Origin of the sequence: Gemmobacter sp., from assembly GCF_046292685.1 — a bacterium.
GTDB lineage: Bacteria > Pseudomonadota > Alphaproteobacteria > Rhodobacterales > Rhodobacteraceae > Wagnerdoeblera.
Map to the genome: position 1 here is coordinate 1 of NZ_JBKBQM010000042.1, position 24,807 is coordinate 24,807.

Consider the following 24,807-nt stretch of genomic DNA (forward strand, 5'->3'; position numbering starts at 1 on the left):
GCGCGCGAGGACCGGCTGCCGGTCTTCGTGCGCGAAGGCGGGGCCTTCGTCGCGCCGGTGGACCTGGCCCCCGGCAAGTGGCTGCTGAGGATCGAGGCGGTGGCCCGCGACGGCACCGCCTTTCGCCAGCAGCGCCAGCTGTTCGTGAAGGGCTGAGCCGATGACCCTCGCCGCCGACCCGCAGGAACATGTCCAGGTCTCGGCCTGCCCGGCCTGCGCTGCCGCGCCTTCGGCCGAAGCCATCGCCCGCGCCGCCGCCCCGCGCGAAGCGCGGTTGATGCTGTCGATCCCGCAGGCCCATTGCGCCACCTGCATTTCCACCGTCGAAGACGGGCTGGCCGCGCTGCCCGGCATCCGCAATGCCCGGGTCAACCTGACGCTCAAGCGCGTTCTGGTCGAGGCCGAGCCCCAGGTCACCGCCGAAAGCCTGATCCCGCATCTCGCCCGTCTGGGCTACGAGGCTTACGAGCTGGATGCCGGCGTGCTGTCGGCGACCGAAACCGACCGTCAGGGCCGCGAGCTTCTGATGCGGATGGGTGTTGCCGGGTTCAGCATGATGAACATCATGCTGCTGTCCGTGGCCGTGTGGTCGGGGGCGACCGATGCCACCCGCGACCTGTTCCACTGGATTTCCGGGATGATCGCCATTCCGACCGTGGTCTTTGCCGGGCAGCCCTTCTTCCGTTCGGCCTGGGCGGGGCTCAAGGCCGGGCGGCTGGGCATGGACTTTCCCATCAGCCTGGCGCTGGTGCTGGCCTCGGGCATCTCGATCTACGAAACCTGGATGTCGGGGCGGCACGCCTATTTCGACGCGGCGGTGATGCTGACCTTCTTCCTGCTGGTCGGCCGCTATCTCGACCATCGCACCCGCGCGGTGGCGCGGTCGGCCGCGCAGGAACTGGCCGCGCTGGAGGTGCCGCGCGCGATCCGCCTGACCGCGGGCGCCGAGGAAACCGTGAACGTGGCCGACCTGCGCCCCGGCGATCTGGTGCTGGTGCGCCCCGGCGGGCGGATGCCGGTCGATGGGGTCGTGGTGGCCGGCACGTCCGAACTGGACCGCTCGCTGCTGACCGGCGAGGTGATGCCGGTGCAGGCCGGCCCCGATCGGGTGGTCAGCGCCGGAGAGGTCAACCTGACCGGGCCCTTGCAGGTGCGCGTGACGGCGGCGGGGCGCGACAGCTCGTTGTCGCGCATGGCCGAACTGGTGGCGGTGGCCGAAAGCGCGCGCAGCCGCTACACCACCCTGGCCGACCGCGCTGCGCGCGCCTATTCGCCGCTGGTGCACCTGTTGTCGTTCTCGGCCTTCGGCTACTGGATGTGGGCCACGGGGGGCGACGTGCGCTTTGCCATCAACATCTCGGCCGCGACGCTCATCATCACCTGTCCCTGCGCGCTGGGGCTGGCGGTGCCGGCGGTGGTGACGGCGGCTTCGGGCAAGCTGTTCCGCAAGGGGTTGCTCATCAAGTCGGGCTCGGCGCTGGAACGGCTGGCCGAGGTGGACACCGTGGTCTTCGACAAGACCGGCACCCTGACGATGGGCGCGCCCGAGCCCATGAACCTGGCCGACCACGGCCCGCAGGTGCTGGCGGTGGCGGCGGCGCTGGCCGCGGCCTCGTCGCACCCGCTGGCGCAGTCGCTGGCGGCTGCGGTGCAGGCGGCCGGTGTGGCGCCCGCGGTGCTGGAAGACGTGACCGAGGTGCCGGGCTATGGCATCGAAGGGCGCCTTGGCGGGCGCCGCGTGCGGCTGGGCCGCGCCGAATGGGTGGGCGCCGAGGCCCCCGCCGTCACCGCCACCTGCCTTGCGCTGCCCGACGGCACGACCCACACCTTCACCTTTGCCGATGCCTTGCGCCCCGGCGCCGCCGAAGTGGTGGCCGAGGCGCTGGCCCAGGGCTACAAGGTCAAGCTGATCTCGGGCGATGCGCCCGCCCCGGTGGCCGATCTGGCCGCGCGGCTGGGGATTGCCGACTGGATGGCCGGGGCCTTGCCGCAGGACAAGGCGGCCGAGGTCGCCCGGCTGACGGCGGCCGGGGCGCGGGTGCTGATGGTGGGCGACGGGCTGAACGATACCGCGGCGCTGGCGGCGGCGCATGCCTCGGTCTCGCCGGCTTCGGCGCTGGATGCGGCGCGCGTCGCCTCGGACATCGTGCTGCTGGGCCGCGACATCGCCCCGGTGGCCGATGCCTTGCGCATCGCCCGGCAGGCGACGCGCCGGATCCGGCAGAACTTTGCCATCTCGGCGGCCTACAACGTGGTGGCGGTGCCGGTGGCGCTGGTGGGGCTGGCCACGCCCTTGTGGGCGGCGGCGGCGATGTCACTGTCGTCGATCACCGTGGCGCTGAACGCCATGCGGCTGAAATAGGAGGCGGACGTGGAAATCCTGACGATCCTGATTCCGGTGTCGCTGTTTCTGGGCGGGCTGGGGTTGGTTGCGTTCTTCTGGTCGATGAAGAACCGCCAGTACGACGACCCCGAAGGCGACGCGCGGCGCATCCTGACCAGCCAGTGGGACGACCGGCCCAAACCCTGAGACGCGCGGGGCCGCGGATCGCGGCCCCGGCACGGGTTACAGTTTCGCGGCCACGTCGTCGGGCACGTCGAAATTGTGGGTGACGGTCTGCACGTCGTCGTCTTCTTCCAGCATCTCGACCAGCTTCATCAGCTTCTGCGCGGTTTCGAGATCGACCTCGGTGCGCGACTGCGGGCGCCAGATCAGCTTGGATTCGGTCGATTCCCCCAGCGCCTTTTCCAGCGCGTCGGAGACTTCGGACAGATCCTCGACCTTGCAATAGATGAAGTGGCCCTCGTCGTCGGTTTCCACGTCGTCGGCGCCGGCTTCCAGCGCGGCCATCATCACCGTATCGGCATCGCCGACCGAGAGCGGATAGGTGATTTCCCCCACGCGGTCGAAGGCGTGGCTGACCGAGCCAGTCTGCCCGAGGTTGCCGCCGCATTTGGTGAAGTAGCTGCGGACGTTGGAGGCGGTGCGGTTCAGGTTGTCGGTCATCGCCTCGACGATGATGGCGATGCCGTTCACCCCATAGCCTTCATAGCGGATCTCGGTGTAATCCGCCGCGTCTCCGGCCTGGGATTTGCGGATCGCGCGGTCGATCACGTCCTTGGGCATGGATTGCGCCTTGGCCGCCTTGACCGCCAGACGCAGGCGGGGGTTCTTGTCGGGGTCGGGGTCGCCCATCTTGGCGGCAACGGTGATTTCCTTTGCCAGCTTCGAGAACATTTTCGAGCGGATGGCATCCTGCTTGCCCTTGCGGTGCTGGATGTTCGCCCATTTGGAATGGCCCGCCATGAAGGAACCTCTGACTTGTCCTGGATCGGGGGCTTATAGTCTGCCACCCCCATGCCCTGCAAGGGCAGGCGCTGTCCCTGCGAGGGACAGGGCACCACCCCAAGGATTCCAATGGCTTGCAAGCGCGTTTTCACGAATCGTTAACGATTCGGCGCGCCCCGTTGCCGTCAGAACGGCCACAGCAGCGGGATGACCACCGATGCGGCCAGAGCCATCACGATGTTCAGCGGCACCCCGATGCGCAGGAAATCGCTGAAGCGGTAGCCGCCGGGGCCGTAGACCAGCGTGTTGGTCTGGTAGCCGATGGGGGTGGCAAAGCTGGCCGAGGCGCCGAACATCACCGCCACCACCAGCGGCCGCGGGTCGATGCCCAGCGACACCGCAAGCCCGATGGCAATGGGGGTCAGGATCACCGCCACGGCGTTGTTGGTGACGATCTCGGTGAGAAAGGAGGTGAGCGAATAGATCGCCAGCACCAGCAGCCAGGGCGGCAGCTGGGCCAGCGCCGGTGCCACCGCATCGACGATCAGATGCACCGCGCCCGAATTGTCGAGCCCCGCCCCCACCCCCAGCATCCCGATGATGAGCGCGAGCAACCGGCCATCGACGAACTCGAACGCCTCGTCGGCGTCGATGCAGCGGGTCAGCAGCACGATGGCCACCCCCACCATCGCCAGCAGCACGATGGGCGCCACTTCGAAGGTGGACAGCAGCACCACCCCCAGCAGCACCCCGATGACGATGGGCGCGTGGCGGCGGCGATAGGCGCGTTCGGACGGTTTGGCGATATCGACCATGTTCATGTCGGCGGCGAGGCGCTGGATGTCGGCCTGCGCGCCTTCGAGCAGCAGCGTGTCGCCGACCTGCACGACAAGGTCGTCGATCTGGCGGCCGATGTTCTGGTTGCGCCGGTGGACGGCCAGCGGATACACGCCATAGCGCCGCCGCAGGCGCAGCGACCCGAGGCTGCGGCCGACCATGTGGCAGCCGGGGGTAATCAGCACCTCGACCGTGGTGGTCTGGACCGAGCTGAGCTTGTCCACCAGTTTCAGATCCTTGTGGGCTTGCAGGCCCAGCACCTCGGACATGGGCGTGCGCAGCACCACGCGGTCGCCGGCCTCGAGCACCACGGCGGCCAGATCGCGGCGCAGCGAGGCATCGCCGCGCAGCACGTCGATGACGCGCGCGGTGTCGCGCTTGAAGATATCGACCTCGTCCAGGCGCTTGCCGATCAGGGACGAGCCTTCGGGCACGGCCACTTCGGTAAAGAATTTCATCCGCGCCTTGTCCGACAGCAGGGCGGCCATGCTGTCGCGGTCGGGCAGCAGGCGCGGGGCGGCGATCCACAGGTAGAGCCCGCCGATGCAGGCCAGCACCAGACCGACCGGCGTGATTTCGAACATGTGGAAATGCGGCAACCCGTTGGCCGCGGCCACGCCATCGACCAGCAGGTTGGTCGAGGTGCCGATCAGCGTGATGGTGCCGCCGAAGATGGACAGGTAGCTGAGCGGGATCATCAGCTTGGACGGCGACATCTGCATCTGTTTGGCCAGCTGCATGAACAGCGGGATCATCACCACCACGATGGGCGTGTTGTTGACGAAGGCCGACAGCCCCAGCACCACCAGCGCCAGCACGAACAGCGTGCGCGCCGGGTGCTTGTCGGCGTTGCGCGCCGCGATCTGGGTGACGGAATCGAGCGCGCCGGTGCGCACGAGGCCGCCGACGATGATGAACATGGCGGCGATGGTCCAGGGCGCCGGGTTGGAGAACACGCGCAGCGCCTCTTTCTGCGGCAGGATGCCCAGCACCAGCATCGCCACCGCGCCGCCGATGGCCACCACCTCGACCGGGTAGGTTTCGCGGATGAACATCACCAGCATGCCCAGGACGATGGCCATGGCAACGACGGCCTGCATGTTGGCTGACAGTTCAAGTCCGATCATGTTATCCCCGGTTCATCAACGGGCCGAGTTTTCGCCCGTTTGCACCTGCGGCACAAGCATTTCGTTCGTTTCGGTGCCGCGAGGCGGCGGAGCGGGCGCGCCGGCGCCACGCCGGCGAGCCCGGGCAGGCGCCCCAGCCGAAGCGGTCGGTGCCCGGTGCCGGTGCAAGCTTGCCCAGGGGTTGCGTGGCGCCCGAGCCGATGCCGATGGCCAGCAGAACCGCGACCAGGGCGGGGCGCGAAGGGGTCAAGGCGTGGCCGGTTGCAGCCGCCCGCCCAGCCGCACCGGCGCGATGCGGGTGGCGCGGCCGGTGCGGTCGTCGGTTTCGACGAAGACGCCCGACAGCGTCGCCTCGCCGCCGGCGGGTTCGAAGCGGCCGCCGGGCATCTGGGTGATGAAGCGGCGCATCGGTTCTTCCTTCTGCATGCCGATGACCGAGTTGTAGTCGCCGCACATGCCCGCGTCGGTCAGGTAACCGCAGCCGCCCGGCAGGATCATCGCATCGGCGGTGGGCACATGGGTATGGGTGCCGACGACAAGGCTGGCGCGCCCGTCGCACCAGTGGCCCATCGCCATCTTCTCGGATGTCGCCTCGCAATGCATGTCCACGATCACCGCCTGGGCCAGCCCGCCCAGCGGGTGGGCCTGCAGCACCGGCTGGATGGCCGAGAACGGGTCGTCGAACGGGCGCTTCATGAACACCTGACCCAGCACCTGCGCCACCAGCACCTTGCGGCCGCGGGCATCGGCGAACAGCCGCGCGCCCTTGCCGGGGGCGGTTTTCGCAAAGTTCAGCGGGCGCAGGACGCGGGGTTCCTGTTCGATGAAGGACAGCATGTCCTTCTGGTCGAAGGCGTGGTCGCCCAGCGTGACGCAATCGGCCCCCGCTTCGAGCAGCGCCTTGGCGTGGGCCGCCGTCAGCCCCGCGCCGCTGGAGGCGTTTTCGCCGTTGACCACGACGAAATCCAGCGCCCAGTCCTTGCGCAAGGCGCCAAGCCGGGTGGCCACCACCGTGCGCCCGGCACGGCCCATCACATCGCCGAGAAACAGAATCCGCATGACCCACGGCTTACGCGATGGCGCCGGCAAAGGGAATGGGGGGCGTCAGCCGATGAAGCCGCCGTCGCTGTCGTCGCCGGCCTCGGCCAGCAGGCGGTTGATATCGGGCACGGTGACGTGGCGCTTGCCGTCCAGCACGATCACGCCGTCCTTGCGCAAGGCGGAAATCTGGCGGCTGACGGTTTCCAGCGTGAGCCCGAGGTAATCGGCCATCGCCTCGCGCGTCAGGGGCAGGTCGAAGGTCAAGGGGCCGCGCCCGCCCTTGAGCTTGAGCGTGGCATCGCGCCGCGCGATGATGGCCATGAGGCTGGCGATCTTTTCGCGCGCGGTCTTGCGGCCCAGAAGCAGCATCCATTCCCGCGCGGCATCGAGTTCGTCCAGCGTCATTTCCAGCAGGCGCTGCGCGATGTGCGGCGTGCGCTGCATCAGGTCTTCGAAAGGCTTCTTGCGGAAGCAGCACATCACCACATCGGTGGTCGCCGTCACGTCGTAGGCGGCGGTCGGGCGGCCGGGGCGGCCGACGAAATCCGACGGCAGCAGCAGGCCGACCATCTGGCGCCGCCCGTCTTCCAGCGTCTGGGTCAGCGTGGCGATGCCGGTGACGACCGAGGCCACGAAATCCATCCGGTCGCCCGACCAGATCAGGGTCTGCCCGGCCTCGTAGCTGCGGTAGTATTTCATGGTTTCGAGCTCGGCCAGCTCGTCGCTTTCGCAGCGCGCACAGACGGCCCGATGCCGGATCGGGCAGTCGCCGCAGGACACGTTCATGCTCGGCGGAGAGTCTTTCAAAGCCATTTGCTGCCCCAGAATTGATCCATGTCAAGGTCGAAGCCTGTCCACAGGGTCAAGGTATGCCGATGGATACGCAATCGCAACTCGCACGGCTGGGTCTGTTCGACGCAAAGGTGCCTCGATACACCAGCTATCCCACCGCGCCGCATTTCGGCACCGCGGTCGGGCCGGGCCATTTTCTGGACTGGGTCCGCCGGATTCCGGCGGGCTCGGAGATTTCGCTGTATCTGCATGTGCCGTTCTGCCGCCGGCTGTGCTGGTTCTGCGCCTGCCGGACGCAAGGCACCAGTTCGGATGCGCCGGTGCGCGCCTATGCCGAAACGCTGAAGGCCGAATTGCGCCTGCTGGCCGAACACCTGCCGCCCGGCGTGCGGCTGAGCCGGCTGCACTGGGGCGGCGGCACGCCCACGCTGATGGGCGCGGGCCTGATTTCCGACCTGGCCGCAGCGGTGTTCGCCGTGGCGCCGATGGCGCCGGACGGCGAGTTTTCGGTAGAGATCGACCCCAACGAGATCGACGATGCGCGGCTGGATGCGCTGGCGGCGGCGGGGATGAACCGCGCCTCCATCGGGGTGCAGGATTTCGACCCCGAGATTCAGGCCACCATCGGCCGCGAGCAGGGCTATGACATTACCCGTGCTGCCGCCGAGGCGATCCGCGCCCGCGGCGTGAAAAGCCTGAACGCCGACATCCTGTTCGGCCTGCCGCACCAGTCGCAGGCGCGCATTGCCGATTCGGTGCAGAAGCTCTTGAGCCTGTCGCCCGACCGGGTCGCGCTTTATGGCTATGCCCATGTGCCCTGGATGAGCCGGCGCCAGCAGATGATCCCCTCGGACGCCATGCCGACGCCGCAGGAACGGTTGCAGCTGTTCGAGGTGGCGCGGCAATTGTTCCTGTGGGACGGCTATGTCGAAGTGGGGATCGACCATTTCGCCCGCCCCGAGGACAGCATGGCGAAGGCCCTGAAGGCCGGCCGGCTGAAGCGCAATTTCCAGGGCTATACCGATGACCCGGCGCCGGTGCTGGTGGGCCTGGGCGCCAGTTCGATTTCGCGCTTTCCGCAAGGCTATGCGCAGAACGTGTCGGGCACCGGGGATTACACCAGGGCCATTCGCGCCGGGCAGTTCGCCACCCATCGCGGCCATGTCTTTGCCGGCGAAGACCTTTTGCGCGCGCGCATCATCGAGGCGCTGATGTGCGATTTCCGCGTCTTGCGCGCCGAGTTGCTGGACCGCTTTGCGGTGACGGAGGCGCGGCTGGATGCGCTGTTCGCCCCGGTTGCCGCGCAGTTCGGCGACATGGTGCGGCTGGACGCCGACGGCCTGAGCATTCCCGAAGCCGCCCGGCCGCTGACGCGGATGATTGCGCGGGCCTTCGATGCCTACGACCTGTCGAAGGCGGGGCATTCCAGCGCGATCTGAGGGCGCCTGGCGCGACTCGGGCGCCGTGGCAGGGGCGTTTCCTTACCGTGCTGCGCCAGAAGATGGCGGGCGACGTGCGCGACCCGGCGGGGGTGTGGTTCGGCACCAATTCGGGGTCGGTCTTTGCCAGTTTCGACGAAGGCGAACGGTGGCAGGAAATGGCCCGCCACCTGCCCACCATCCTGTCGGTCGAGGTGCTGGACCGGGGCCGAGCGCCCCGCCGCTACAGCGTCTTGGCCCGGGCGCGCAGTTCGAACTTCTGGATCTTGCCGGTGGAGGTTTTCGGCAGGTCGCAGAAGATCACCTGCTTGGGTGTCTTGAACCCCGCCAGCCGGGCGCGGCAATGGGCGATCAGCTCGGCCTCGGTGGCGCTGGCGCCCTCCTTCAGCTCGACGAAGGCGCAAGGCACCTCGCCCCATTTCTCGTCCGGCTTGGCCACCACCGCGCAAAGCGCCACGGCGGGGTGGTGCATCAGCGCGCCTTCGACCTCGACCGAGCTTACGTTCTCGCCGCCCGAGATGATGATGTCCTTGGCGCGGTCGGCGATCTTGATGTAGCCGTCGGGGTGGCGGAAGGCGATGTCGCCCGAGCGGAAGTAGCCGCCGCGGAACGCCTCGGCGGTGGCGGCGGGGTTGCGGTAGTAGCCTTTCATCACGCCGTTGCCGCGGTGCGCGATTTCGCCTAAGGTGGCCCCGTCGCGCGGGACGGGCACATCGCCTTCGCCCAGCACGGTGACTTCCTCCATGAAGGGCATGGCAACGCCGGTGCGTGCCTTGACGGCGGCGCGGTCGGCGCCCTGGAGCCCTTCGAAGCGGTCCTGCCAGACGCATTCCACATCCGGCCCGTAGGTTTCGGTCAGGCCGTAGACCTGCGTCACGTTGAAGCCCAGCGGCTCGATGGCCGCCAGCGTCGCGGCGGGGGGCGGGGCGCCGGCGGTAAACACCTCGATCACCTGGGGGAAGGGGCGCCGCTCGGTTTCCCGCGCGTGGATGATGGTGTTGAGCACGATGGGCGCGCCGCCGAAATGGGTGATGCCTTCGTCGGCGAAGGCGTCGTAGAGCGCCTTTGCCGTGATGTCGCGGCAGCAGACGATGGTGCCGGCCACCAGCGGCATCATCCAGGGGTGGCACCAGGCGTTGCAGTGGAACAGCGGCACGATGGTCAGATAGCGCGGGTGCAGCGTCATGCGCCAGCTGACCACCTGGCCATAGGTTGAAAGGGCGGCACCGCGGTGGTGATAGACCACGCCCTTGGGCCGCCCGGTGGTGCCCGAGGTATAGTTCAGCGCCAGCGATTCCCATTCGTCCTGCGGCAGGATCCAGGCAAAGCCGGGGTCGCCTTCGGCCAGCAGATCCTCGTATTCCAGATAGCGGCCGGTGGCGGGGAAACCGGCGTGGGGGTCGGCGACCTCGATGATCTCGGGACGGGGGCCTTCCATCGCGGCGACGGCGGCCTCGGCCAGCGGCAGGAAGGCGGTGTCGGCCAGCAGCACCCGCGCCCCGCCGTGGCCGAGGATATAGGCCACGGTATCGACATCCAGCCGGGTGTTGATGGTGTTGAGCACCGCCCCGCAGGCCGGCACGCCGAAATGCGCCTCGACCTGGGCGGGCAGGTTGGGGATGATGGTGGCCACCACATCGCCCGGCCGCACCCCGCGCTGCGCCAGCGCCGAGGCAAGGCGCGTGACCCGGTCGCGGTATTGGCGGTAACTGCGCCGGTGCGGGCCATAGACCAGCGCCTCGTGATCGGGCCAGATGTCGGCGGCGCGGGTCAGGTGGGACAGCGGCGTGAGCGGCACGAAGTTCGCCGCCGTCCTGTCCAGTCCGGTTTCGTCCGCGAGCCAGCCCATGCCATTCCTCCCCCATGCGGCTTGTGAAGGGACATATTGTCGCGTTATGCCGGGCGGGCAAGCCCTGCCGGAGCCCGTGATGACCACCGCCGCTGCCGCCGCCGACCGCCCCAACCGCATGATGGCCGCGAGCGGGGCGATTGTGCTGTATGCCGTGCTGATCGGCTATATCGACAACTATGTGCGGGTGATCGCCGAAGGCACCGGGCTGTGGCAGTTTCAGGCCATGCGGTCGGGGCTGGTGGCGATGGTGGTGCTGGGGGCGCTGGCCTTGCCCTTTGCGCCGCGGCTGCGGGTGGTGGCGCCGCGGGCGGTGCTGGCGCGGGCGGTGGTGCAGTCGGCCGCGATGTTCACCTATTTCGGCAGCCTGGGGTTTCTGAGCGTGGCGCAGGCGGCGGCGGGGCTGTTCACGGCGCCCATTTTCGTCATGCTGATCGGGCGATTCGCCTATGGCCATGCCATCGGGCCGGTGCGGGTGCTGGCGGCGCTGGCCGGGTTTGCCGGGGTGGTGATGGTGCTGTCGCCCGACCCGGCCGACCTGCAACCGGCCATGCTGCTGCCGGTGGCGGGCGGGGCGCTTTATGCGCTGGCCAATATCGCCACCCGCGAATGGTGCGCGCGGGAATCGGCGGCGGTGCTGACGGTGTCCTACATGCTGGTGATGGGCGTGCTGGCGGCGGCGGTGCTGGCGGTGCTGTGGCTGCTGGCGCCCGAGGCGCCGCCGGGGGCGGCGGGGTTCCTGATCCGCGGGCCGAACTGGCCCGAGGCGCCGGTGCTGTTCTGGACGGCGGTGCAGGCCATCGGGTCGCTGATCGCCGTGGGGCTGATGGTGCGCGCCTATCAGCTGGCCGAGGCCAGCCGGGTTGCGGTGCTGGAATATGTGGTGCTGCCGTTTTCGGCGCTGTGGGCCTGGGCGATCTGGGGCGAGGTCATCGGGCCGGTCGCCGTGCTGGGCATGGGGCTGATCGTGGCGGCCGGGGTGGCGATGGCCTGGCGAGGCCGCCCGGCATGATGGTGTCGCGCGGGCGGCGCTATGTCTTTGCCCATGCGCCGAAAACCGGCGGAACCGCGCTGATGCTGGCGCTGGAGGCGCGCGCCCTGGCCGACGACCTGCCCATCGGCGACACGCCCAAGGCGCGCGCGCGGCGGCGGCGGCTGGCGGGGTTGCCCGCGCGCGGGCGGTTGTGGAAGCATTCCACCCTGGCCGATCTCGACGGCTGGCTGTCGGCCGAGGATCTGGCAGGCATGTTCGTGCTGACGCTGGTGCGCAACCCCTGGGACCGGATGGTCAGCTATTACCACTGGTTGCGCGGCCAGCGATTCGCCCACCCGGCCGTGGCGCTGGCGCGGGCGCGCGATTTTGCCGGCTTTCTGGCCGACCCGGGCACGCAAGCCGCGATGGCGCGCTGGCCCCATGCCGCCTGGGTGACGACGGCAGCGGGGCAGGAGCGGTGCGACCTGTTCGCCCGGCTGGAGCGGCTGGACGAAGACCTGGGCCCCTTCGAGGCGCATCTGGGCTTTCGCCTGGCACCGGTGGCGCGGGCCAACGCAAGCGCGCGCGGGCGCGACTGGCGCCCCTATTACAGCGAAGCGACGGCTGCCCTGGTGGCGCAGGCCTGCGCGGGGGATATCGCGCGATTCGGCTATCGTTTCGACCCCTGAGGCCGGCGCCGCAATTGTGCCATCTTGCCGTGTCAGGCTGGCGCCCGGATGCCCGCCAGACAGGACCCCTGCATGCCCCGCAACGGCCCCGCGCGCCCGGACGTGCCGGAGCAACCCGCCTTCGTCACCGAAGGGCTGCTGCATGGCACGCTGGTGGCCACCCCCGGCGGGTGGCGCCCGGTCGAGGGGCTGGCGCCGGGCGACCTGCTGTTGACCTTCGATGGCGGGCCGCGGGCGGTGGTGGCCTTGCAGTCGGCCGTGGTCGAGGCGGGGCCGCGGCACTGGCCGGCGGCGCGCTGGCCCTTGCAGGTGCCCGCCGGTGCAATGGGCAACCGCTGGCCGCTGCGGCTGTTGCCCGATCAGGCGGTGCTGCTGGAATGCGACCTGGCCGACGAGCTGTTCGGCGACCCCTTCGCGCTGATCCCGGCCGCGGCTTTGGCCGGCTGGCGCGGCATGGCGCCGGTGCCGCCGCGCGCGGTCGAAGCCGTGGTGACCCCGGTGCTGGACTGCGACGAGGCGATCTATGCCGGCGGCGGTGCGCTGGTCTGGTGCCCGGGCGAGGCTGCGCCGGGCTGGTCGGGCCTTGCGCTGGTGCCGCCCCCGCGCGGCGAGGGGCGGGTGGGCTATGCGGCGTTGTCGCTGGCCTCGGCCCGGCAGCTGGTGGCCTGCCTGATCGCCGAGGATCTGGGCGCGGCGCTGTTGCGCGCCGCGCCCTGGGGTGGTCAGGCCGCCTTGCGGTTGGCCGAGCCGTAGAAGCTGCCGCCCTTGGCCGCCATGTCGCGCAGCATCTGCGGGGCGGCAAAGCGGGGCCCGTGCCTTGCGGCAAGCTGGTCGCACAGCTCCACCGCCCGCGCGGCGCCGAGGATGTCGAGCCAGCCGAAGGGCCCGCCCGACCACGGCGCAAAGCCCCAGCCGAGGATGGCGCCGACATCGCCTTCGCGGATGTCGGTCAGCACGCCCGCCTCCAGCGCGCGCACGGCCTCGAGCACCTGGGCGAACAGCAGGCGGTGCTGCACCTCGGCCAGGTCGGGTTGCGCGGCGGCCACCGGGTAGCGGCCCGACAGACCGTCCCACAGGCCAAGGCGCTTGCCCGCCTCGTCATAGGCATAGAACCCCGCCTTGGCCTTGCGGCCCAGACGGCCCTGGTCGACCATCCAGAACACCACCTCGTCCACGGCGTCGTCGGGGTAATCGGCACCCATCGCCGCCTTGGTCGCCCGGGCGATCCGGGCGCCGAGGTCGAGCGAGGTTTCATCGACCAGTTGCAACGGCCCCAGCGGCATGCCCACCAGTTTCGCCGCATTCTCGATCAGCGCCGGCGCCACGCCTTCGGCCACCATGCGCATGCCTTCGTTGATGTAGGGGATGATGCAGCGGTTGGCGTAGAAGAACCGCGCATCGTTCACCACGATGGGGGTCTTGCGGATCTGGCGCACGTAATCCAGCGCCTTGGCCACGGCGCGGTCGCCGGTCTGCTTGCCCTTGATGATCTCCACCAGCATCATCTTGTCCACCGGGCTGAAGAAGTGGATGCCGATGAACTGTTCGGGCCGCTGCGACGCCTTGGCGAGGTCCGAGATCGGCAGGGTGGAGGTGTTGGTGGCAAAGATCGCGTCGGCGGGGATCACCGCCTCGGCGCGGGCGGTCACCTCGGCCTTGACCTTGGGGTCTTCGAACACCGCCTCCACGATCAGGTCGCAGCCCGCAAGCGCGGCGTAATCGGTGGTGGCGGTGATGCGGCCCAGAACCTCGGCCATCCTTTCGGGCGTGGTCTTGCCGCGCGCGGCGGATTTTTCCAGAAGACCCACGGAATAGCCCTTGCCGCGGTCGGCGGCCTCTTGCGTGGCGTCGATCAGCACCACCTCGATGCCGGCCATCGCGGAAACATAGGCGATGCCCGCGCCCATCATGCCGGCGCCCAGGATGCCCACCTTGCGCACGGTTTCATCGCCGACCTTCGGCCGGTTGGCGCCTTTTTCCAGCGCCTCCTTGTTGATGAACAGGCTGCGGATCATGGCCGAGGACGAGGGGTTCATCAGCACATGGGTGAACCAGCGCGCCTCGATCTTCAGCGCGGTGTCGAAGGGCACCAGCGCGCCTTCATAGACGGCCGAAAGCAGCGCCTTGGCGGCCGGATAAACGCCCCAGGTCTTGCCATGCACCATGGCGGCGGCGCCCAGGAACATCTGGAACCCCTGCGGCGAATAGGGCGTGCCACCCGGCAGCTTGAACCCCTTCTGATCCCACGGTTTCACGCAATCGGCGTCCTTGGCCGACAGCACCCATTCCTTTGCGCGGGCCAGCAGCTGGTCGGGGGCCACCACTTCGTCGATCAGGCCCAGGCCCTTGGCGGCCTTCGGGTCGTTCAGCTTGCCTTCCAGCAGGATCGGGGCGGCCATCATCGCGCCCAGCTTGCGCACCACGCGGGTGGTGCCGCCGGCACCGGGGAAGATGCCGACCAGGATTTCCGGCAGGCCGATCCTGGCCTTTGGGTTGTCCGCCGCGATGATGCGGTGGCAGGCGAGCGGCAGTTCATAGCCGATGCCGAGTGCTGTTCCCGGCAAGGCGGCGACGATGGGCTTGGCGCCTTTCAGCGTCTTCGGGTCCATCCCCGCGCGTTCGATCTTGCGCAGCAGGGCGTGCATCTGCATCACGCCTTCGAACAGCCCGCGGGCCGGTTCGTCGCCGGCCTCGTCGCGCATCCGCGCCAGGATGTTCAGGTCCATCCCGCCGGCGAAATCCTTCTTGCCCGAAGTGAGGATCACGCCCTTCACCGCGGGGTCGGCCAGGGCCGCGTCGATGTGGCTGTTCAACTCGGCCAGCCCGGTCAGGCTGAGCACGTTCATCGACTTGCCCGGCACATCCCAGGTGATGGTGGCGACGCCGTCGGCGTCCACGGCATAGGTGAAATCGGTCATCGGATCCTCACACACGTTCGATGATGGTCGCGGCACCCATGCCCGACCCGATGCACAGCGTGGCCAGGCCCGTGCCCTTGCCGGTGCGCTCCAGTTCGTCCAGCAGCGTGCCCAGGATCATGGCGCCGGTGGCGCCCAGCGGGTGGCCCATGGCGATGGAGCCGCCGTTGACGTTGACACGGCCGGGGTCCACGTCGAAGGCCTGCATGAAGCGCATGACGACGGCGGCAAAGGCCTCGTTCACCTCGAACAGGTCGATGTCCTTGATCGACATGCCCGAGTCGCGCAGGATCTTTTCGGTGACGGGCACCGGGCCGGTCAGCATGATCGTCGGGTCGGTGCCGATCTTGGCGGTGGCCTTGATGCGGGCGCGGGGCTTGAGGCCGTATTTTTCGCCGAAGGCCTTGTTGCCGACCAGAACGGCGGCGGCGCCATCGACGATGCCGCTGGAATTGCCGGCGTGGTGGATGTGGTTGATCCGCTCCAGATGCGGGTATTTCATCAGGGCGATCTTGTCGAAGCCCGGCATCACCTCGCCCCATTCCCGGAAGCTGGGCTTGAGGCTGCCCAAGGACTGCATGTCGGTGCCGGGGCGCATGTATTCGTCGCGGTCGAGGATGGTCAGGCCGTTGATGTCCTTGACCGGCACGACCGAGCGCGCAAAGCGCCCTGCGGCCCAGGCGGCTGCCGCGCGCTTCTGGCTTTCGACGGCCAGCGCATCGGCCTCGTCCCGGGTGAAGCCGTATTCGGTGGCGATGATGTCGGCGGAAATGCCTTGCGGGACGAAGTAGTTGGCAATGGCGATCGCCGGGTCCACGGCAATCGCGCCGCCGTCCGAGCCCATCGGCACGCGGCTCATGCATTCCACACCGCCGGCGACATAGGCCATGCCGGCCCCGCCGCGCACCTGGTTGGCGGCCATGTTCACCGCTTCCAGCCCCGAGGCGCAGAAGCGGTTGATGCTGACGCCCGGCACGGATTCGGCAAAGTCCGAGGCCAGAACGGCGGTGCGCGCAAGGCAGGCGCCCTGTTCGCCGACCTGGGTGACGTTGCCCCAGATCACGTCCTCGATGGCGGTGGTGTCGAGGTGGTTGCGGTCCTTGATGGCGTTCAGGATCACCGCCGAGAGGCGCGCAGCGGTGACTTCGTGCAGGGCGCCGTCGGGGCGCCCCTTGCCGCGCACGGTGCGGGCGGCATCGTAGATATAGGCGTCTTCCATGAGATCTCCTCGGGTGACGTGGCAGGCCGGGCGGCAAGGCCGCCGGGCGCGCGGGAAAGGTGTTCGGCCGCGCCGGCTGCGGGCCGGGTCGGCAAGGCAGCGGTGCAGCGCCGGTGGGCGCTGCCGGTTTTCGGGCCGCGCCGGGGGACGCTGTCCCCCGGACCCCCTGCCCTCCGGGGGGGATATTTCGACAAGGTGAAAGCCGGGGTGTCGCGGCGCGCCGGTTTCACCTTGACCCAAATATCCCCGCCGGAGGCACGCCGCGCGGCACGCGCGGCGCCCGGCCCAACGGGAGGCGCCGCGCCGGCGCGGCGGCCGACGGGCGGGAGGGGCCCCCGCCCGGGTCGGGGCGGGACGGCGATCACAGCGAACGTCCGATCAGTTCCTTCATGATCTCGTTGGTGCCGCCGTAGATGCGCTGCACGCGGGCGTCCGTCCACATTTCGGCGACGGCGTATTCCTGCATGAACCCGTAGCCGCCGTGCAGCTGCACGCATTCGTCGATCACCTGGCATTGCAGGTCGGTCAGCCAGTATTTGCACATCGCGGCCATTTCCACCGTCAGTTCGCCTTTCAGGTGCGCGGCGATGCAGGTGTCGAGGAAGCTGCGCGCGACGAAGGCGTTGGTCTTGCATTCGGCCAGTTTGAAGCGGGTGTTCTGGAAGTCGATGATCGGCTTGCCGAAGGCCTCGCGGTTCTTGCAATAGTCGATGGTCATGGCCACCGCGCCTTCGATGGCGCCCACGGCGCCGCAGCCGATGATAAGCCGTTCCTGCGGCAGCTGCTGCATCATCTGGTAGAAGCCGCGCCCTTCGACCCCGCCGAGGATGTTTTCGGGCGGCACGGGGACGTTGTCGAAGAACAGCTCGGACGTATCGGCCGCCTTCATCCCCACCTTGTCGAGCTTGCGCCCGCGCCGGAAGCCTTCGGCGCCGTCGGTTTCCACCACCACCAGCGACATGCCCCTGGCGCCCTGGGTCGGGTCGGTCTTGGCGGCAACGATGATGAGGTTGGCGTGGCCGCCGTTGGTGATGAAGGTCTTGGAGCCGGTGACGCGATAGACATTGCCATCGCGGATGGCGCGGGTCTTCAGGTTCTGCACGTCGGAGCCGCCCGAGGGTTCGGTCATGGCCAGCGCGCCGACCATTTCGCCGCGCGCCATCTTCGGCAGCCAGCGCTGCTTTTGTTCCTCGGTGCCGTAGGCGAGGATGTAATGCGCGACGATGCCGGAATGGATGCCGTTGCCCCAGCTGGCCAGGTTCTGGCGCGGGGCTTCCATGTAGATCACCGCCTCGTGGCCGAAGTCGCCGCCGGCGCCGCCGTATGCCTCGGGGATCGAGGCGCAGAGCAGGCCCATGCTGCCGGCCTCGTTCCAGGTGGAGCGGTCCATCTCGCCCTGGGCGCGCCAGCGGGGGATTTCGGGCACCCACTTTTCGGCGATGAAATCGCGCGTCATCTGTTCGAGCATCCGGTGCTCGTCGGTCATCCAGGGGGATGCCATCATCGGAAACGTCATATCGTCCTCCCTATGGTCCGGCGCCTTCAGCGCTTGCGGTCGTCGAGTTCGGAGTTGAACAGCCGCAGGCGGTGGGTCAGGTTTTCGTGGTGTGTCACGCTGTCGAAATGTTCGAACAGGAACGACAGCGCCTCGCCTTCGTCCAGCCCGGCCTCGGCGGCAAAGCGCTTGAGCCGGCGGTAGCCGTCTTCGGTCATGGCCACGGGAAAGCGGCGGGTCAGGCGAAAGCGCTTGGGCATCGGGGTCTCCTGGGCTGGGGGCAGGGCGATCCTGCCCCCATCGGCCGTGTCGCGCCAGATCAGAAGCGGTCGGCGGCCAGCGTCATCACCGGCTCGGCGCCGGATTCGATGCGGGCCAGGTGCATGGCGCAGGCGGGCAGTTGGCGCGCCATGTAATAGCGCCCCGTGGCGATCTTGGCTTCGTAGAAGTCGCGGTCGGCCGCGCCGGCGTCGAGCGCGGCGTAGGCGGCTTTCGCCATGCGCGTCCACATCAGGCCGAGGCAGACATGGCCCATCAGGTGCATGAAGTCGTAGCTGCCCGACAGCGCGGCGTTCGGGTTCTTCATGCCGTTCTGCATGAAGAACATGCCGGCGGCCTGCATCTGCTTCGATGCCGTCTTCAGCGGTTCGACAAAGCCCTTCATCCGCTCGTCGCCTTCGTGGGCCTTCACCTCGGCCTTGACCATCTCGAAGAAGGCCATGACGTGCTTGCCGCCATCCTGCGCCAGCTTGCGGCCCACGAGGTCCAGCGCCTGAATGCCGTTGGCGCCTTCGTAGATCATGGCGATGCGGGCGTCGCGGGCGAATTGCGACATGCCCCATTCCTCGATATAGCCATGCCCGCCATAGACCTGCTGGGCCTGCACCGCCATTTCGAAGCCCTTGTCGGTCTGGAAGCCCTTGAGCACCGGGGTCATCAGCGAGATCAGGCCCTCGGCGTCCTTGTCGCCCAGGCGGTGCCCGCGGTCGAGCAGGTGCGCGCCCCAGAAGGTAAAGGCGCGGGCGCCTTCGACGAAGGATTTCTGATCCATCAGGTTGCGGCGGATGTCGGGGTGCACGATCAGCGGGTCGGCGGGACCGTTCGGGTTTTTCGCCCCCGTCACGTCGCGGCCCTGCAGGCGGTCGCGGGCATAGGCCAGCGCGTTCTGATACGCCGCCTCGGCCTGGGCATAGCCTTGCAGGCCCACGCCCAGCCGCGCCTCGTTCATCATCACGAACATCGCCGACAGGCCCTTGTGCAACTCGCCGATCAGAAAGCCCCTGGCACCGTCATAGTTCAGCACGCAGGTGGCGTTGCCGTGGATGCCCATCTTTTCCTCGATCTTGCCGACCGAGACGGCGTTGCGCGCGCCAAGGCTGCCGTCGGGGTTGACCAGGAACTTGGGCACGATGAACAGGCTGATGCCCTTGGTGCCGGGGCCGCCGCCCGGGGCCTTGGCCAGCACCAGGTGGATGATGTTTTCCGCCAGGTCGTGATCGCCGGCGGAGATGAAGATCTTTTGCCCGGTGATGGCATAGCTGCCGTCGGCCTGCGGTTCGGCGCGGGTGCGCATCAGCCCAAGATCGGTGCCGCAATGCGGTTCGGTCAGGTTCATGGTGCCGGTCCAGTCCAGCGACACCATTTTCGGCAGGTAGGTGGCCTTCTGTTCGTCGGACCCGGCGGTCAGGATGGCGTTGATCGCGCCGTGGGTCAGGCCCTGATACATGTTGAAGGCCATGTTGGCCGACACGAACATTTCGCCCACCGCGGTGCCCATGATGTAGGGCAGGCCCTGGCCGCCATATTCCTCGGGCAGGTCGAGGCCGTTCCAGCCGCCTTGCTTCATCGCCTCGAACGCGGCCTTGAAGCCGGTGGGGGTGTAGACCACGCCGTTTTCCAGCCGGCACCCTTCGCGGTCGCCCACGGGGTTCAGCGGCGCCAGCACTTCGGAGGCGAGTTTCCCGGCTTCGTCCAGGATGGCGGCGGTAAAGCTGCGGTCGAGGTCGGCATAGCCGGGAATATCCTGGGCGCCGACCTGCAGCAGGTCGTGCAGGATGAAATCCATGTCCCGGGCAGGGGGGGTGTAGCTGGGCATCGTGATCTCCCTTCGCGCGGCGGGCGCGGTCGTTGTGCGGATTATTCGGCGGCGGCGCGGCGGAACGAGGCGATGACTTCCGCCCCCCATTCCAGCTGCCCGCGCAGTTCGGCGATGGCCTCGTTCAGCTCGTCGCGCTGGCGTTCCATCTGGGCCAGACGTTCGCGCGCGATGTCGTAGGTGCGCTTGAGCTGTTCTTCCTGCTGGTCGCCGCGGTCGTAAAGGTCGAGCAGCTGGCGAATCTCCTCCAGCGCGAAGCCGAAGCGCTTGCCGCGCAGGATCAGCTTCAGCCGGCCGCGGTCGCGCCGGGTGAACAGGCGTTTCTGTCCGTCGCGCAGCGGAAACAGCAGTTCCTTCTGTTCGTAGAACCGCAAGGTGCGCGGCGTCACGTCGAAGGCCTCGCACATTTCGCGGATGGTCAGCAGGTCTTGCGGTCGGGTCGGTCTGGTCATGATCGGTCCTCGGGGTGCGGACTGTCAGATGGGGTCTGCTCCGGAGGATACAACATTGCCTTACGTTGACGTAAACGGAACGTCACGTCACGGTTGCGCCTGACGTGGTGTCACCGCTTGTCAGGCGGGGCGGGGGGCGGAATGGCGGGCGAACAGCGCCAGAACCGCCGCCAGAAAGGCATCGCGCATCGGGGCGGCTTCCATCAGCAGCTCGTGCTCGGCGCCGGGCACGGCCAGCAGGCTGCCCCCCGGCCAGCGCGCCATGCGCGATTCGATGGCGGCGCGGCTGACGATTCGCTCGTTCCCGCCGAGGCCGGTCAGGCACGGCACCGCCGGCGAGGGCAGGGCCGCCAGCGCGCGGGTTTCGGCCAGCGCCTCGGCCACCCAGCCGATGGTGGGGCCGGCCAGCGCGATTTCGGGCGTGCGGCGCAGCTGGCCTTGCATCCAGTCCCAGACCGCCGGGTCGGTGGTCAGGCTGTTGCCGGCGAAAGGCGCCGTTTCCAGATAGCAGACCGGGCCCGAGGCGGGGGGCGGGCTGTAGGCGGCGCGCAGGCCCGCCCCGGCGGCGAGGCCGAACAGGGTGCCGAACAGCCGCGCCCGGCCCCCCGGCATGTCGAGCCCCCACATCGGCGCCGAAAAGGCCGCCGCCGCCACGTCGAGCCCGCGCATCAGCCCGCGCAGGCCGATGCAGCCGCCCATCGAATGCGCCAGCAGGAAAAAGGGCCCCGGCAGCCCTTGCGCCCTTGCGGCGGCGGCATAGGCGGTCAGGTCGTGCTGGTAATCGGCAAAGCGCCCGACATGGCCCTTGCGCCGGTCGGGCAGCAGCCGGTCGGCCAGCCCTTGCCCGCGCCAGTCCACCGCCGCCGCGGCATAACCCGCCGCCGCCAGCCGTTCGGCGGTGGGGCCGTATTTTTCGGCGTGTTCGGTGCGGCCGGGCAGCATCAGCACCGTGCCGCGTGCGCCCGCCTGCGGCCAGAATACCGCGCGGATGCGCACCCCGTCGGCCGCCCGCAGCCACAAGGCGAAACCGCCTTGCGGCCCGTCGCCCAGATAGGGGGCGGCCTCGGTCACGACAGGACCGAGGCCAGCGCCATCGCCTTGCCCATCGAGCCGTCGATCTTCAGCTTGCCGGTCATGAAGGCCATCGTCGGGTTCATGTCGCCTTCGAAGATCGCGCGGAAGGTATCGAGGCTGGCCGACAGGGTGACGTCGGCCTCCTCGTCGCCGGCGCGGGCGCCGCTGGCATCCAGCATCACGGCGCCTTCGCCCTGGATCACGAACTTGGCCGTGCCGGAAAAGCCCGATGCGTCCTTCTTGCCCAGCTCTGCCACGATGGCGTCGATGATATCGCTCATGTCCGTATCCCCGGAAAGTGACCACATGCCTTTTGACCTTGGCACGGATCGCGTTAAACTCCGATGCATGATGCGGCGGACCCGGACCATTCTCAACCTTGCCGTGGCGGCAGTCTTGACGTTTGCGGCAACTTCCGTGACGGCACAGGAGGCCGCGCGCCTGCCCGACCTGCTGGCCCAGCTGGCGCAACCCGACAACGAAGGCTGGCGGCGGCTGGAACGCCAGATCGTGACCGAATGGTCGAAGTCGGGGTCGCCGGCGATGGACCTGCTGCTGCAGCGCGGGCGCGAGGCGATGCGCGCCGACGAACTGCCCGCCGCCATCCAGCACCTGACCGCGCTGACCGACCACGCCCCCGACTTTGCCGAAGGCTGGAACGCGCGCGCCACCGCCTATTTCCGCGCCGGGCTTTACGGCCCCGCCATCGAGGATCTGGCGCGCACGCTGGCGCTGAACCCGCACCATTTCGGCGCGTTGGCGGGCCTGGGCACCATCCTGGCCGAAACCGGCGACAAGAAGGGCGCCTTGCGCGCCTACAAGGCGGCGCTTGCTATACATCCGCATCTGGAACGGGTAATCGAAGCCGCAAGGCGGCTGGAAACGGAACTGGCCGGGCAGTCGATCTGAAAGGGCGCGGATGCGCGGAAACGCAAGGGTGACGGCGGTTCTGGGACCGACGAACACCGGCAAGACGCATTACGCGATCGAGCGGATGCTCGCCCACCGCACGGGCGTCATCGGCCTGCCGCTGCGGTTGCTGGCGCGCGAGGTCTATGACCGCGTGGTCAAGGCGCGCGGCCCCTCGGTGGTGGCGCTGGTCACCGGCGAAGAACGCATCGTCCCCGAACGCACCGCCTATTGGGTCTGCACCACCGAGGCGATGCCGCAGGAAATCGGCGCCGATTTCGTGGCGATCGACGAGATCCAGCTTTGCGCCGACCCCGAGCGCGGGCACGTGTTCACCGACCGGCTGCTGCACGCGCGCGGCCTGCACGAAACGCTGCTGCTGGGGTCCGACACCATGCGGCCCGCCATCGCGGCGCTGGTGCCGGGCGTGACTTTCGTGTCGCGGCCGCGGCTGTCCACCCTGTCGTGGTCGGGGTCGAAAAAGATCAGCCGCATGCCCACGCGTTCGGCCATCGTCGGGTTCTCGGTGGACAACGTCTATGCCATCGCCGAGTTGATCCGCCGCACCAAGGGCGGTTGCGCGGTGGTGATGGGGGCGCTGTCCCCGCGCACCCGCAACGCGCAGGTGGCGATGTATCAGTCGGGCGAGGTGGATTTTCTGGTCGCCACCGATGCCATCGGCATGGGGCTGAACCTGGATATCGGGCATGTCGCCTTTTCCGCCACCGCCAAGTTCGACGGCCGCCGGATGCGCCAGCTTTACCCCTGGGAGCTGGCGCAGATCGCCGGCCGGGCCGGGCGCCACACCAGCCCCGGCACCTTCGGCGTGACGGGCGAGGCGCGGCCGCTGGACGAAGACATCATCGAGTCGATCGAAAGCCACCAGTTCATGCCGGTGCGCAAGCTGCACTGGCGCAACGCCGCGCTGGATTTCGGCAGCACCGCGCGGCTGATCGCCAGCCTCGAACAGCAGACCGGCAACGAATGGCTGACCCGCGCCCGCGACGCCGACGACGTGCTGGCGCTGAAGACCCTGGCCGAGATGCCCGAGGTGCGCGATGCCGTGCGCGGCCCGCAGGCGGTGCGCCTGCTGTGGGACATCTGCCGCATCCCCGACTTCCGCGGCATTTCCCCGCAGGAACATGCCGGGTTGCTGGCGCGCATCCACAGCTTCCTGCGCGAGGGCGGCACCGTGCCCTCGGACTGGCTGCGCACCAACATCGCCCGCATCGACCGCACCGACGGCGACATCGACGCGATCTCGCGCCGGCTCGCCTTCATCCGCACCTGGACCTACGTGGCGCAGCGCAAGGGCTGGGTCGCTGACGAATCCCATTGGCGCGAGGAAACGCGCGCTGTAGAAGACCGCCTGTCGGATGCGCTGCACGCGCGGCTGACCCAGCGTTTTGTTGACCGGCGGACAAGCGTCTTGTTGCGGCGGTTGAAGCAGAAGGAGAGCCTCGTGGCCGAGGTCAACGACAAGGGCGAAGTGACGGTCGAAGGCGAATTCGTCGGCCGTCTGGAAGGGTTCCGCTTCCGGCAGGACGGCACCGGCAGCCCGGACGAGGCGAAAACCCTGCGGCAGGCGGCCTACGAAGCGCTGCGGCCGGAATTCAGCCTGCGGTCCGACCGTTTCTACAACGCGCCGGATACCGAGTTCGACTACACCGAACAGGGCGGCCTGATGTGGGGCACCACCGCGGTGGGCAAGCTGGTGAAAGGCCCCGATGCCTTGCGCCCGCTGGTCGAGGCCTTCGTGGACGAGGAAGCCGGGCAGGACGTGGCCGACAAGGTGCGCCGCCGGTTGCAACACTTCATCGACCGCAAGGTGGCCGCGCTGTTCGAGCCGCTGCACGCCCTGACGCGCGACGAATCCTTGACCGGCCTTGCGCGCGGCGTGGCCTTCCGCCTGGTCGAGGCGATGGGCGTTCTGCCGCGCGGTGGTGTCGCCGAAGATGTCAAGGCGCTGGATCAGGAGGCGCGCTCGGCCTTGCGCAAGCATGGCGTGCGCTTCGGGCAATACACCATCTTCCTGCCGCCGCTGCTGAAACCCGCGCCGACGCGGTTGCGGCTGGTGCTGTGGTCGCTGTGGGACGGGTTGCAGGAATTCCCCGAAAGCCCGCCGCCCGGGCTGGTCACGATTCCGCACATCGCCGAGGTGCCGGCGCTGCACTACACGCTGGCGGGCTACCGCCCGGCGGGCAGCCGCGCCATCCGCATCGACATGCTGGAACGTCTGGCCGACCTGTTGCGCGCCAAGGACAGCCGCGCCGGGTTCGAGGCGACGCCCGACATGCTGTCGATCACCGGCATGACGCTGGATCAGTTCGCCGACCTGATGGGCGGGCTGGGCTACAAGGCCGAACGCGGCGAACGGCCCAAGTCGCGGCCGGCAGCACCGGCGGCCGGGGCCCCGGCAGCGGCGGCCGACGCCCCCGAAGCCCCCGAGGCCGAAGCCGCCCCGGTTGCGGCCGAGGCGGCCCCCGAGGCTGCGGCCCCCGAAGCCGCCGCCGAAGCTGCCCCGGTCGAGACCGAGGCCTTCATCACCTTCACCTGGGCGCCGCGCCCGCGCGCCGGTGCGCCGCGCGGCGACCGCGGCCCGCGGCGCG

Annotated in this window: 22 protein-coding genes and 1 pseudogene; 10 read left to right on the forward strand and 13 right to left on the reverse strand. The window is 68.9% G+C overall.

The window, feature by feature from the left end:
- The first annotated feature begins 15 nt into the window (after positions 1-15).
- The 3 genes from ACK4S2_RS11805 to ccoS are packed head-to-tail and all read left to right on the forward strand — an operon-like array spanning position 16 to position 2,530.
- Complete coding sequence (locus tag ACK4S2_RS11805; protein ID WP_409624461.1) at positions 16-156, forward strand: hypothetical protein; 141 nt, start codon at positions 16-18, stop codon at positions 154-156.
- 4 nt (positions 157-160) lie between these two features.
- Positions 161-2,362, forward strand: a complete 2,202-nt coding sequence (locus ACK4S2_RS11810) for a heavy metal translocating P-type ATPase (protein WP_409624402.1) — start codon at positions 161-163, stop codon at positions 2,360-2,362.
- A gap of 9 nt (positions 2,363-2,371) precedes the next feature.
- The gene (gene ccoS, locus ACK4S2_RS11815; protein ID WP_409624405.1) at positions 2,372-2,530 is read left to right on the forward strand and encodes a cbb3-type cytochrome oxidase assembly protein CcoS; all 159 of its coding nucleotides are present in this window, start codon (positions 2,372-2,374) and stop codon (positions 2,528-2,530) included.
- A gap of 36 nt (positions 2,531-2,566) precedes the next feature.
- On the opposite strand, the gene ACK4S2_RS11820 is transcribed toward ccoS, so the two are convergent.
- The 4 genes from ACK4S2_RS11820 to fnrL form a co-directional block, all read right to left on the reverse strand.
- Positions 2,567-3,307, reverse strand: coding sequence for a YebC/PmpR family DNA-binding transcriptional regulator (locus tag ACK4S2_RS11820; protein ID WP_409624408.1), 741 nt, complete (start codon positions 3,305-3,307; stop codon positions 2,567-2,569).
- A gap of 167 nt (positions 3,308-3,474) precedes the next feature.
- Positions 3,475-5,253, reverse strand: coding sequence for an SLC13 family permease (locus ACK4S2_RS11825; protein ID WP_409624411.1), 1,779 nt, complete (start codon positions 5,251-5,253; stop codon positions 3,475-3,477).
- A gap of 246 nt (positions 5,254-5,499) precedes the next feature.
- The gene (locus tag ACK4S2_RS11830) at positions 5,500-6,312 is read right to left on the reverse strand and encodes a TIGR00282 family metallophosphoesterase (protein WP_409624414.1); all 813 of its coding nucleotides are present in this window, start codon (positions 6,310-6,312) and stop codon (positions 5,500-5,502) included.
- A gap of 45 nt (positions 6,313-6,357) precedes the next feature.
- Positions 6,358-7,080, reverse strand: a complete 723-nt coding sequence (gene fnrL / locus ACK4S2_RS11835; RefSeq protein ID WP_409624417.1) for a transcriptional regulator FnrL — start codon at positions 7,078-7,080, stop codon at positions 6,358-6,360.
- An 89-nt stretch (positions 7,081-7,169) separates the two neighbouring features.
- Here fnrL and hemN point away from each other — a divergent pair, with 89 nt between their 5' ends.
- Together hemN and ACK4S2_RS11845 are read left to right on the forward strand one after the other, a co-directional pair.
- Positions 7,170-8,525 (forward strand): oxygen-independent coproporphyrinogen III oxidase, encoded by a 1,356-nt coding sequence (gene hemN / locus ACK4S2_RS11840; protein ID WP_409624420.1) that lies wholly within the window; start codon positions 7,170-7,172, stop codon positions 8,523-8,525.
- A 23-nt stretch (positions 8,526-8,548) separates the two neighbouring features.
- Positions 8,549-8,731, forward strand: a pseudogene (locus ACK4S2_RS11845) (exo-alpha-sialidase); the annotation flags it as partial.
- 17 nt (positions 8,732-8,748) lie between these two features.
- On the opposite strand, the gene ACK4S2_RS11850 reads toward ACK4S2_RS11845, so the two are convergent.
- Positions 8,749-10,374 carry an AMP-binding protein gene (locus tag ACK4S2_RS11850; RefSeq protein WP_409624423.1) on the reverse strand — a complete coding sequence of 542 codons (1,626 nt, stop codon included), beginning with the start codon at positions 10,372-10,374 and terminating at the stop codon, positions 8,749-8,751.
- 79 nt (positions 10,375-10,453) lie between these two features.
- On the opposite strand from ACK4S2_RS11850, the gene ACK4S2_RS11855 reads away from it, so the two are divergent.
- From ACK4S2_RS11855 to ACK4S2_RS11865, 3 genes are all read left to right on the forward strand, one after another.
- The gene (locus ACK4S2_RS11855) at positions 10,454-11,386 is read left to right on the forward strand and encodes a DMT family transporter (protein ID WP_409624425.1); all 933 of its coding nucleotides are present in this window, start codon (positions 10,454-10,456) and stop codon (positions 11,384-11,386) included.
- Positions 11,383-12,036: a Type II secretory pathway, pullulanase PulA gene (locus tag ACK4S2_RS11860; RefSeq protein ID WP_409624428.1), complete on the forward strand. Its 654-nt coding sequence runs from the start codon at positions 11,383-11,385 to the stop codon at positions 12,034-12,036. The genes ACK4S2_RS11855 and ACK4S2_RS11860 overlap by 4 nt, the downstream gene beginning before the upstream one ends.
- A 72-nt stretch (positions 12,037-12,108) precedes the next feature.
- Complete coding sequence (locus ACK4S2_RS11865) at positions 12,109-12,789, forward strand: Hint domain-containing protein (protein ID WP_409624431.1); 681 nt, start codon at positions 12,109-12,111, stop codon at positions 12,787-12,789.
- Here the strand turns inward: ACK4S2_RS11865 and ACK4S2_RS11870 are convergent.
- The 8 genes from ACK4S2_RS11870 to ACK4S2_RS11905 all read right to left on the reverse strand — a co-directional run bounded on the left by ACK4S2_RS11870 (position 12,759) and on the right by ACK4S2_RS11905 (position 21,570).
- On the reverse strand, positions 12,759-14,954 hold the full coding sequence (locus ACK4S2_RS11870; RefSeq protein ID WP_409624434.1) for a 3-hydroxyacyl-CoA dehydrogenase NAD-binding domain-containing protein: 2,196 nt from the start codon (positions 14,952-14,954) through the stop codon (positions 12,759-12,761). The genes ACK4S2_RS11865 and ACK4S2_RS11870 overlap by 31 nt on opposite strands.
- A 7-nt stretch (positions 14,955-14,961) precedes the next feature.
- On the reverse strand, positions 14,962-16,173 hold the full coding sequence (locus tag ACK4S2_RS11875) for an acetyl-CoA C-acetyltransferase (RefSeq protein ID WP_409624437.1): 1,212 nt from the start codon (positions 16,171-16,173) through the stop codon (positions 14,962-14,964).
- Positions 16,174-16,534: 361 nt separating this feature from the next.
- Positions 16,535-17,689: an acyl-CoA dehydrogenase family protein gene (locus ACK4S2_RS11880; RefSeq protein WP_409624440.1), complete on the reverse strand. Its 1,155-nt coding sequence runs from the start codon at positions 17,687-17,689 to the stop codon at positions 16,535-16,537.
- A gap of 26 nt (positions 17,690-17,715) precedes the next feature.
- Positions 17,716-17,928, reverse strand: a complete 213-nt coding sequence (locus ACK4S2_RS11885; RefSeq protein ID WP_409624443.1) for a hypothetical protein — start codon at positions 17,926-17,928, stop codon at positions 17,716-17,718.
- Between the two features lie 59 nt (positions 17,929-17,987).
- Positions 17,988-19,763 (reverse strand): acyl-CoA dehydrogenase C-terminal domain-containing protein, encoded by a 1,776-nt coding sequence (locus ACK4S2_RS11890; RefSeq protein ID WP_409624446.1) that lies wholly within the window; start codon positions 19,761-19,763, stop codon positions 17,988-17,990.
- A gap of 41 nt (positions 19,764-19,804) precedes the next feature.
- A complete protein-coding gene (locus ACK4S2_RS11895) occupies positions 19,805-20,215 on the reverse strand; it encodes a MerR family transcriptional regulator (protein ID WP_409624449.1) in 411 nt (136 codons plus the stop codon).
- A gap of 120 nt (positions 20,216-20,335) precedes the next feature.
- Complete coding sequence (locus tag ACK4S2_RS11900; protein WP_409624452.1) at positions 20,336-21,286, reverse strand: alpha/beta fold hydrolase; 951 nt, start codon at positions 21,284-21,286, stop codon at positions 20,336-20,338.
- On the reverse strand, positions 21,283-21,570 hold the full coding sequence (locus tag ACK4S2_RS11905; RefSeq protein ID WP_409624455.1) for an SCP2 sterol-binding domain-containing protein: 288 nt from the start codon (positions 21,568-21,570) through the stop codon (positions 21,283-21,285). The genes ACK4S2_RS11900 and ACK4S2_RS11905 overlap by 4 nt, the downstream gene beginning before the upstream one ends.
- A 70-nt stretch (positions 21,571-21,640) precedes the next feature.
- Here ACK4S2_RS11905 and ACK4S2_RS11910 point away from each other — a divergent pair, with 70 nt between their 5' ends.
- Positions 21,641-22,198 carry a tetratricopeptide repeat protein gene (locus tag ACK4S2_RS11910; protein ID WP_409624464.1) on the forward strand — a complete coding sequence of 186 codons (558 nt, stop codon included), beginning with the start codon at positions 21,641-21,643 and terminating at the stop codon, positions 22,196-22,198.
- 10 nt (positions 22,199-22,208) lie between these two features.
- Positions 22,209-24,807, forward strand: a 2,599-nt coding sequence (locus tag ACK4S2_RS11915) for a helicase-related protein (protein ID WP_409624458.1), incomplete at its 3' end; no start/stop codon positions are given.